Below are 9,176 nucleotides of genomic sequence, written 5' to 3'. Positions count from 1 at the left end.
AAGTCTGGATTTTGCAATTCAGGCTTGAGGCAAACTTCCCTGTTTGGGAACAGGTCTTTTGCGAAATTTTATTTTTTGAGAAGCATAAGCAGTGGAACTATTTTTGTTCCTGTCACATTAGATGTTTTGTAGTCTAAACTTTTTTAACTCTCACTCATATGAAATACTTCCCCCACGCCATTTCGTTGCTCGCGCTCATTTTAGTTTGTTCATATATAAAGTATGACAGTGAGCAATCAAAGGAATCTGCCGTGCATGCTGTTCCACAGCAACAGCAGCAAGAGAACTACGCATTTTACAAAGTTGACAATCCGCCTGCAGGAGAGTATGCAGGATACCTGAACGCAGTATCGTTGGAGCTACCAAAAGAATTGTATTTTGCCGGAGAGCGTGTGCCACTTGAAATACCCGATGTGAGAGAGCGTCTGGACAGAGAGCTTCATATCAATACCTATTGGCATAGCAGCACCATATTTTTGATGAAAAGAGCCCATCAGTGGCTGCCACAAATTGAGAAAATATTGGCTGAAAATGGCATTCCCGATGATTTTAAATACCTTACAGCCATAGAAGGCGGTTTTGTGAATGCAGTTTCACCGGCCAATGCAGTTGGTTTCTGGCAAATCCTGGAGTCGTCAGGTGAGGAAAATGGCTTGGAAATTACTAAAGAAGTGGATGAACGTTATGATCCACTAAAGGCTACAGAGGCTGCATGTAAATACCTGAAGAAAGCCCATCAAAAATTTGATAACTGGACGAATGCGGCTGCCTCCTACAACCGCGGTATGGCAGGTCTTCAAAGAGCCCTGGACAATCAAAAAGTGAACTCCTATTACGATCTGCTTCTCAATGAAGAAACCTCAAGATACGTTTTCAGGATACTCGCGATCAAAGAAATTATTGAGAACCCAAAAAAGTACGGATTCAACATAGATAAGCGTCATTTATATGATCCTGAAGAAATCAGGTATGTTGAAATAGACCATGACATTAAAGACCTTGTAGCGTTTTCTAAAGATCAGGGTATCAATTATAAGCTTTTGAAGAGGCATAACCCTTGGTTGAGGGAAGACCACCTTGACGTAAAAAGAAATAAAACCTACCGCATAGCCATTCCATTAAACCCATAGCCATAGCGGGGGTTCCATCGTAAGTTTTGTATAATTGTCTCAGTGCAGACAAGCCTGGCAGTTAAAGGGAAGTACATCAAACTTCATACACTGTTATGCGTTAATTTTATGAGACTTAGAAAACAAAACTTACGATGGAAAAAACTTACTATGACCCTGCCGACCTTAAAAAATTTGGAGATGTAGCAGATTTTCAGCCAGAACTGGCTAGAAAATTTTTTGATTATTACGGAGACGTTTTTAAGGACGGTGCCCTCACCGCACGGGAAAAATCCCTGATCGCCCTGGCAGTCGCCCACGCTGTGCAATGCCCCTATTGTATTGACGCTTACACCTCCGATTCGCTCGAAAAAGGAGCTACTGAGCAGCAGATGATGGAAGCCGTGCATGTAACTACAGCCATTCGTGGAGGAGCTTCACTGGTTCACGGCGTACAGATGATGAATAAAGTCAAGAAGCTTAGCATGTAAATACCATAGCATGATAAAAACATTAAGGTCACAAAATCACTCCCTTGCCAGTGGACAGGAACAGTTAAGGTTTTTGTCAAATGGTATTTTTGGGAGTGACAAGCTCCCGACATTCCGTGAAAAAATTGATACACTTGGCGAGTTTCCGCTAAAGCCCGCAAACATTGAGATCTTCCAGGTGAATGTGGGTTATATGTGTAACCAGGTTTGTAAACACTGCCATGTAGATGCCGGGCCCGATAGGAAGGAGATTATGGGAAGGGAAACCATGCAGAGGTGCCTTGACATTATGAGCAAAACCAATATCCACACTCTGGACCTCACAGGCGGTGCTCCTGAAATGAATCCTGATTTCAGATGGTTTGTTGAAGAGGCTCATAAAATCGGTGTTAAAGAAATTATTGTACGCTCTAACCTGACTATAATTCTTGCGAACCCCAAGTACCATGACCTTCCCGAATTCTTTAAGAAAAATGGAGTAAGGGTAGTTTCTTCCCTGCCTTTTTATCAGCCTGATAAAACTGATCGTCAGAGAGGGGAAGGGGTATTTGTTAAATCGATTGAGGCCTTGCAAATGCTTAATGCTGTAGGATATGGCAAAGCAGGATCAGGCTTACACCTTGATTTGGTTTACAATCCGGGTGGAGCCTTCCTTCCGGGCAACCAGGCAGAACTTGAGCGGGATTTCAAGAAGGAGCTAAAAAACCACTATTATGTAGATTTTAACAGCCTTTTTACCATCACCAACCTCCCCATAAGCAGGTTCCTTGATTTTCTGATCCGGACGGAGAACTATGAAGAGTATATGGAAAAACTGGTTGACTCTTTTAATCCGGCTGCAGTTAAAGGCGTTATGTGCCGCAACACCATCTCTGTTGATTATGACGGCTACATGTATGACTGCGATTTTAACCAAATGTTAGGGCTAAAAGTGGATAAACAGGCAGGTCAGCATATCAATGATTTCAATCTTGAGAAACTTGAAAGCCGCCATATTGCCATAAGTCAGCATTGCTACGGATGCACTGCAGGTGCGGGTTCGAGCTGCCAGGGTACGGTTGCATAATAATCCACGTTAGCTAAATTTACAAGCACTTAACCAGCGGGGAACTCCCGTTCAAAAACTATTATAATGACAATTGACCAAATAAAGGAAACAGCAGGTTTTTTAAAGGAAAAAGGCTTCGCTGATCCTCAGATAGGTGTAATTCTGGGCACCGGCCTGGGAAATCAGTTTGTTTCGAAGATAAAAGTAGAAAAGGAAATAGCCTACAAAGACATTCCCCATTTCCCTGTAGCAACTGTAGAGTTTCATAGCGGAAAGCTGATTTACGGAGAAGTGAATGGGAAAAAAGTGATAGCTATGCATGGCCGGTTCCACTTTTATGAAGGCTATAATATGAAGCAGGTTACCTTCCCCGTCAGGGTTATGAAACTATTGGGTATCGAATATTTGCTGGTATCCAATGCCGGAGGTAGCATGAACCTGGACTGGAAGAAAGGAGATATGATGTTACTTACCGATCATATTAACCTGCTACCTGACAACCCATTGATAGGTCCTAATCTTGATGAGCTGGGTCCCAGGTTTCCGGATATGAGCAATCCATATGATTCAGCACTAAATGCAACACTGGAAGACATTGCGATTGAAAAGGGCATTACCCTCAACAAAGGCGTTTACGTGGCTGTATCCGGCCCCAATCTTGAAACCAGGGCAGAATACAGATTTTTAAGAAATATTGGGGCCGATGTAGTAGGTATGTCTACCGTGCCAGAAGTGATAGTAGCCAACCATATGAGTCTGCCGTGTTGTGCCATATCCGTGCTTACAGATGACTGTGATCCGGACAACCTGATGCCGATCAATATAGAAGAAATTATAGAAGCTGCGGGCCAAGCTGAGCCAAAACTGACTGAACTGTATATAGAACTGATAACGCGATTGTAATGGAGACTTATTTACAAACGACCAAAGATGTTTACAAAAAAGCCGCAGAAAACCCTGATGTAGGCCTCTGCTGTACCACAACACCGGTTTGGCAACTTCCGGAACTAAAGATCCCAAAAAAGATGCTGGACATGAACTACGGGTGTGGCAGTACTGTAAATCCTCGTGACCTGGTCAATGATCCAACAGTTCTGTATGTAGGTGTAGGTGGAGGTATGGAGCTGTTGCAGTTTGCCTATTTCAGCCGACGTAAAGCCGGGGTCATAGGTCTGGATGTAGTGGACGAAATGCTGGAAGCGAGCAGTGAAAACTTCAAGGAAGCTGAGAGGCAGAACCCGTGGTTTAGGTCAGAGTATGTTGACTTGCGCAAAGGAGATGCGCTTGACTTGCCGGTAGAAGATGCCTCTGTAGATGTGGCCGCACAAAATTGCCTGTTCAATATTTTTACCAAAGAAGACCTTAAGAAAGCCCTGACTGAAATGTACCGGGTACTAAAGCCTCATGGCAGATTGGTACTGTCTGATCCCATTTGCGATCAGCAAATGCCTGAAAACCTCCAAAGAGATGAGCGCCTGAGAGCGTTATGTCTTAGTGGTGCATTGCCTCTAAAAGATTATATCCAAATGATTACCGATATAGGCTTTGGTACAGTAGAGGTACGCGCCAAGCGGCCGTATCGTATCCTATCACCAAAACATTATGATACTACAGAAAACATTTTCATAGAAAGCATAGAGGTATGCGCTATTAAAGACCCTATGCCGGAAGATGGCCCATGTGTCTTTACAGGTAAAACAGCCATCTACTATGGTATGGATGAATATTTTGATGATAAAAAAGGTCACATCCTGATGTCCAATCAGCCCCTGGCAGTTTGTGATAAAACAGCCGGTGCATTGGCAGCTCTGGACAGGGATGATATTTTTATCTCAAACTCAACTTATTTTTACGACGGTGGCGGATGTTGCTAACTTTAATCTTGCATAATCGCACTTGAAACAACCAGATATTAACCAATGGCCCAGCTAAGAACTATATCAAACTCTTCATTAAAGCTTTCTTCCCTTGTCTTAGGTAAATGGCATATCAATGAATTAACCCACGCAAAACTTGAGGAATTAATTAATGCGGCACTGGATGTCGGCATAACCAGTTTTGATCATGCCGATATATACGGAGGCTATACTTGCGAAACTATTTTTGGTGGTTGGATGAAGGAAAATGCAGGTATGAGGGATAAAATTCAGCTCGTATCTAAATGCGGCATCAAGCTTATTGCTGATGAACGGCCTACACATCGTATTAAGCACTATGATACTTCCAAAGAACACATTATTAGTTCTGCGGAACAATCGCTTAAAAACCTGCAAACAGATTACCTCGATCTTCTGCTCATCCATCGACCAGATCCGCTTATGCACCCCGAGGAGGTTAGTGCAGCCTTTGATCAATTAGAAAAGCAAGGGAAGGTACAGCATTTTGGCGTTTCAAACTTTACCAATACACAATTTGAACTACTATCAAGGTACTGCGACCAACCCTTGGTGACTAACCAGATAGAGATATCACTGTTTAAAAGCGAGGCCATGTTTGATGGTACTTTGGATTACCTGATGACGCACAATATCAACCCTATGGCATGGTCGCCTTTGGGTGGTCGGGAAAATGTGATGACATTGGTGGAAAATCAGGAGGTACAGCGAATTGCTGCCAAATATGGTGTGGAAACAGGAAGTTTACTTCTTTCGTGGTTGTTAAAGCATCCATCCGGAATAATTCCCGTTATAGGCACTATGAACCCGGAAAGAGTCAGGTCTTCGGTAGAATCCCTGACTGCTGACCTGGGCAGGGAAGACTGGTTTGAGCTTCTTGAGATAGTGAGGGGCTACTCCATTCCATAGCCTGTTTCCTGTTCCGGATTGTTTTAAAGAAGTTGGATATAAACAATCTAAAGCTCAATTTTGTAGATTATTAAACACAATACTTACCATAGCCTATGATCACTGATGAGGATGTAATGAAACAAGGGGATGACTACGATATAACCGGCTATGACAGTATAGAAATACTGGGTGCCCGAGAGCATAACCTTAAAAATGTTAACCTTGTTTTTCCAAGAAATAAGCTCGTGGTCATTACCGGCATCAGCGGTAGCGGCAAGTCTTCACTGGCTTTTGATACCATCTATGCAGAAGGGCAGCGCCGCTATATGGAAAGCTTTAGCGCCTATGCCCGCTCCTTCATAGGCAATTTGGAAAGACCTGATGTCGACAAGATCAACGGACTTAGCCCCGTAATTTCTATTGAGCAAAAAACCACCTCCAGAAACCCTCGATCTACCGTAGGTACGGTTACCGAGATTTACGACTTTATGAGGCTGCTTTACGCCCGGGCGGGAGAAGCCGTTTCCTATATTACCGGAGAAAAAATGGTGAGGCAGTCTGAGGATCAGATCCTTGACCATATACTTTCAGCATTTAACGGGCAGAAACTGACTATTCTCGCTCCCGTGGTCAAAGGGCGTAAAGGGCATTACCGCGAACTTTTTCAACAGATAAGAAAAAGCGGGTATTCACGGGTTCGTGTAGATGGCGAAGTACAGGAGCTGGTGCCCAAAATGCAGGTTGACCGTTACAAAACCCACGATATTGAAGTGGTCATTGACCGCATCCTTGTTGACCAGAATGACAGGTACAGGATCAGCCAGTCGCTGGCAACAGCTTTAAAGCAGGGAGAGGGTGTACTGATGCTTTTGGATCAGGAAAACCAGACGCACCACTTCTCAAAATACCTGATGGACCCTAAATCGGGTCTGTCTTATGATGAGCCTGCTCCAAATACTTTTTCATTTAACTCTCCATATGGTGCCTGTCCGAAGTGCAACGGACTGGGTGTAATCGAAGAAATAACAGAGGAATCCGTAATTCCGGATAAATCCCTGAGCATAAGCAGGGGAGGCATATTGCCCTTGGGAGAATTCAGGGATATCTGGATCTTTAAAAAGATAGAAGCCATTCTGAAAAGGTATAAGGTAAACCTGACTACGCCGATTAAGAATATTCCCGAAGATGTGCTGAAAACTTTGCTTTATGGAGATTCCGTGCCTGTTGCCGTAAAGTCGGTCAAATACCCTGGTACAGATTGGAATACTAAGTTTGAGGGTATTATCAAGTTTTTGGAGAAGCAACGAGAAGGCGGTTCGGATAAAATACAGCAATGGGTAAATGATTTTACCGTGTCTGTAACCTGCCCCGAGTGTAATGGCGCCAGGTTAAAAAAAGAAGCTCTACATTTCCTTATTGATAACCAAAATATATCCCAGCTTGCAGAGTATGATATCAAAACTTTGTGGAGTTGGTTTGATGGCCTTGAGTTGAGGCTTTCTGACAAGCAGAATAAAATTGCTGCCGAAGTACTTAAAGAAATCAGGAAAAGAATAGGGTTTCTGTTGGATGTAGGACTCGATTACCTGCATCTAAACAGGCCGTTAAGAACCCTCTCCGGTGGTGAGGCCCAGCGTATCAGGCTGGCGACGCAGATAGGTACGCAACTGGTAGGTGTACTCTATATCCTGGACGAGCCCAGCATTGGTTTGCATCAAAGGGACAACGTGAAACTAATCAAAGCACTCAAAGATCTTCGCGACCTTGGTAACTCCGTAATCGTAGTCGAGCATGACAAGGATATGATGTTAGCTTCTGATTACATCATAGACATCGGTCCTGGTGCCGGACGGCATGGCGGGCATATCGTTGCCCAGGGGACTCCTGAGGAATTCCTTAAGCAGGGAAGTGCCACTGCCGATTATCTAAAAGGTAAGCGTAATATTGAAGTCCCTTCCGAGAGAAGGAAAGGCAATGGCAAAAAACTCAAACTTAAAGGTGCAAGTGGTCACAACCTGAAAAACGTGAGTCTCGAAATACCTTTAGGTACACTAACATTGGTTACCGGAGTATCCGGTAGTGGAAAATCTACCCTGATCCACGACACCTTGTTCCCGATCCTTAATCAGAAGTTTTACAGATCCAGAAAAGAACCACTGGCCTATAAAGATGTAAAAGGATTGGAAGATCTTGACAAAGTAATTGAAGTTGACCAGTCCCCTATCGGCCGTACTCCCCGATCCAATCCTGCTACTTATACAGGGGTGTTTACGGATATCAGGGCTCTGTTTGCCGAACTTCCCGAAGCAAAGATCCGGGGCTACAAACCCGGCAGGTTTTCATTCAACGTAAAAGGAGGCAGGTGCGAGACCTGTGAAGGTGCTGGTCTGCGTCTGATAGAGATGGATTTTCTTCCCGACGTACACGTGCCATGCGAGACCTGCAAAGGCAAACGCTATAACCGTGAAACCCTGGAAGTAAGGTTTAAAGGCAAGTCCATATCAGATGTACTGGAAATGACTGTTGAAGAGTCGGTTGAATTCTTTGAAAACCAGCCTAAGATTCTGCGTAAAATCAAAACCTTGAATGATGTTGGCCTTGGCTACATATCATTGGGCCAACACGCCACGACACTGTCTGGTGGTGAGGCTCAAAGGGTGAAATTGGCTACGGAACTTTCTAAAAAGGATACCGGGAAAACACTGTACATACTGGACGAGCCAACAACCGGTTTGCACTTCCAGGACATCCAGCATTTGCTTGACGTGCTTAACCGGCTCGTAGACAAAGGCAATACCGTTTTGATCATTGAGCATAATATGGATGTAATAAAAGTCGCAGATCACATAGTGGACTTAGGCCCGGAAGGTGGAAATGGAGGTGGAACAATCGTTTGTTCTGGTACACCCGAAGATGTAGCGAAAAATGAAGAAAGCTATACCGCCAAATTCTTGAAAGATGAATTATCGTAAAAAGCTTGATTTTATGTTTATAATGGAATAAACTACGCATTATTCCATTTAAACATTTTTTACGTAATGAACAATCTTCTGAAACTGTGCCTCGCTTTAATTTTATTTCAATCCCTTCATTTAACCGGTTTTGGTCAGCTTAAGGGTGACACCTATGCTGAGGCCAAGGCAAAGGGATCAGCCAACTGGGTGTTTACTTATTCCGAGGCACCAGGCTTTGCAGCCATAATCAATGGTAAAAAGACAGGGATCACTTTTGACCTGATGAATAAATTCAAGGAATTTGTTGAGCAAAAAGAAAACATCCGTGTAAACATCACTTATGAAACAAGTGCCTCTGATAACTTCATACTGTTTATGAAGCAGGTCAGGGAAGCCCAAGGCGGTGTTTTTGGTTTAACGAGTGCCACTATCACGGAAGAAAGAAAGAAAGTTTACACTTTCAGCCCTCCCTATATAACGAATATCAGTATGCTATTGTCTCATAACTCGGTCCCTACACTTGCCAATGTGGCTGATATAAATAAAATATTTGCTGGTATGACAGCAGTTACGGTAAAGAATTCCACGAATGAAAAAGTGTTAATCGATATTAAAAATAAATATTACCCTACTCTGAAAATAGAGTATGTCCCTTCCACACGAGTGGCTATGCAGCATGTAATGCAAGACCCGAAGAAGTTTACCAATGCTGACTTTACTTATTACTTTGAGGCTATCCAAAACAGGCAACCTGTGAAAAGGCACCCCGGTGGCGATATTGATACGGA

General features: G+C 43.4%; 8 protein-coding genes. All 8 read left to right on the top strand.

Annotation, left to right across the window (positions count from 1 at the left end):
- The first annotated feature begins 158 nt into the window (after nt 1-158).
- The gene (locus tag E1163_RS05635) at nt 159-1,130 is read left to right on the top strand and encodes a lytic transglycosylase domain-containing protein (protein WP_155170369.1); all 972 of its coding nucleotides are present in this window, start codon (nt 159-161) and stop codon (nt 1,128-1,130) included.
- 134 nt (nt 1,131-1,264) lie between these two features.
- On the top strand, nt 1,265-1,600 hold the full coding sequence (locus E1163_RS05630) for an arsenosugar biosynthesis-associated peroxidase-like protein (RefSeq protein ID WP_155170367.1): 336 nt from the start codon (nt 1,265-1,267) through the stop codon (nt 1,598-1,600).
- 10 nt (nt 1,601-1,610) lie between these two features.
- Nucleotides 1,611-2,666: an arsenosugar biosynthesis radical SAM (seleno)protein ArsS gene (gene arsS, locus E1163_RS05625; RefSeq protein ID WP_155170365.1), complete on the top strand. Its 1,056-nt coding sequence runs from the start codon at nt 1,611-1,613 to the stop codon at nt 2,664-2,666.
- Between the two features lie 66 nt (nt 2,667-2,732).
- Nucleotides 2,733-3,551: a purine-nucleoside phosphorylase gene (locus E1163_RS05620; RefSeq protein WP_155170363.1), complete on the top strand. Its 819-nt coding sequence runs from the start codon at nt 2,733-2,735 to the stop codon at nt 3,549-3,551.
- Nucleotides 3,551-4,522 carry an arsenosugar biosynthesis arsenite methyltransferase ArsM gene (arsM, locus tag E1163_RS05615; protein ID WP_155170361.1) on the top strand — a complete coding sequence of 324 codons (972 nt, stop codon included), beginning with the start codon at nt 3,551-3,553 and terminating at the stop codon, nt 4,520-4,522. The genes E1163_RS05620 and arsM overlap by 1 nt, the downstream gene beginning before the upstream one ends.
- Before the next feature lie 45 nt (nt 4,523-4,567).
- Nucleotides 4,568-5,452 (top strand): aldo/keto reductase, encoded by an 885-nt coding sequence (locus tag E1163_RS05610; RefSeq protein WP_155170359.1) that lies wholly within the window; start codon nt 4,568-4,570, stop codon nt 5,450-5,452.
- Between the two features lie 95 nt (nt 5,453-5,547).
- Nucleotides 5,548-8,406 carry an excinuclease ABC subunit UvrA gene (gene uvrA / locus E1163_RS05605; protein WP_425482678.1) on the top strand — a complete coding sequence of 953 codons (2,859 nt, stop codon included), beginning with the start codon at nt 5,548-5,550 and terminating at the stop codon, nt 8,404-8,406.
- Between the two features lie 66 nt (nt 8,407-8,472).
- Nucleotides 8,473-9,176, top strand: a 704-nt coding sequence (locus E1163_RS05600) for a substrate-binding periplasmic protein (RefSeq protein WP_155170357.1), incomplete at its 3' end; no start/stop codon positions are given.

This window comes from Fulvivirga kasyanovii, from assembly GCF_009711405.1.
Lineage (GTDB): Bacteria > Bacteroidota > Bacteroidia > Cytophagales > Cyclobacteriaceae > Fulvivirga > Fulvivirga kasyanovii.
This window is presented reverse-complemented; position numbering and strand designations above follow the sequence as displayed.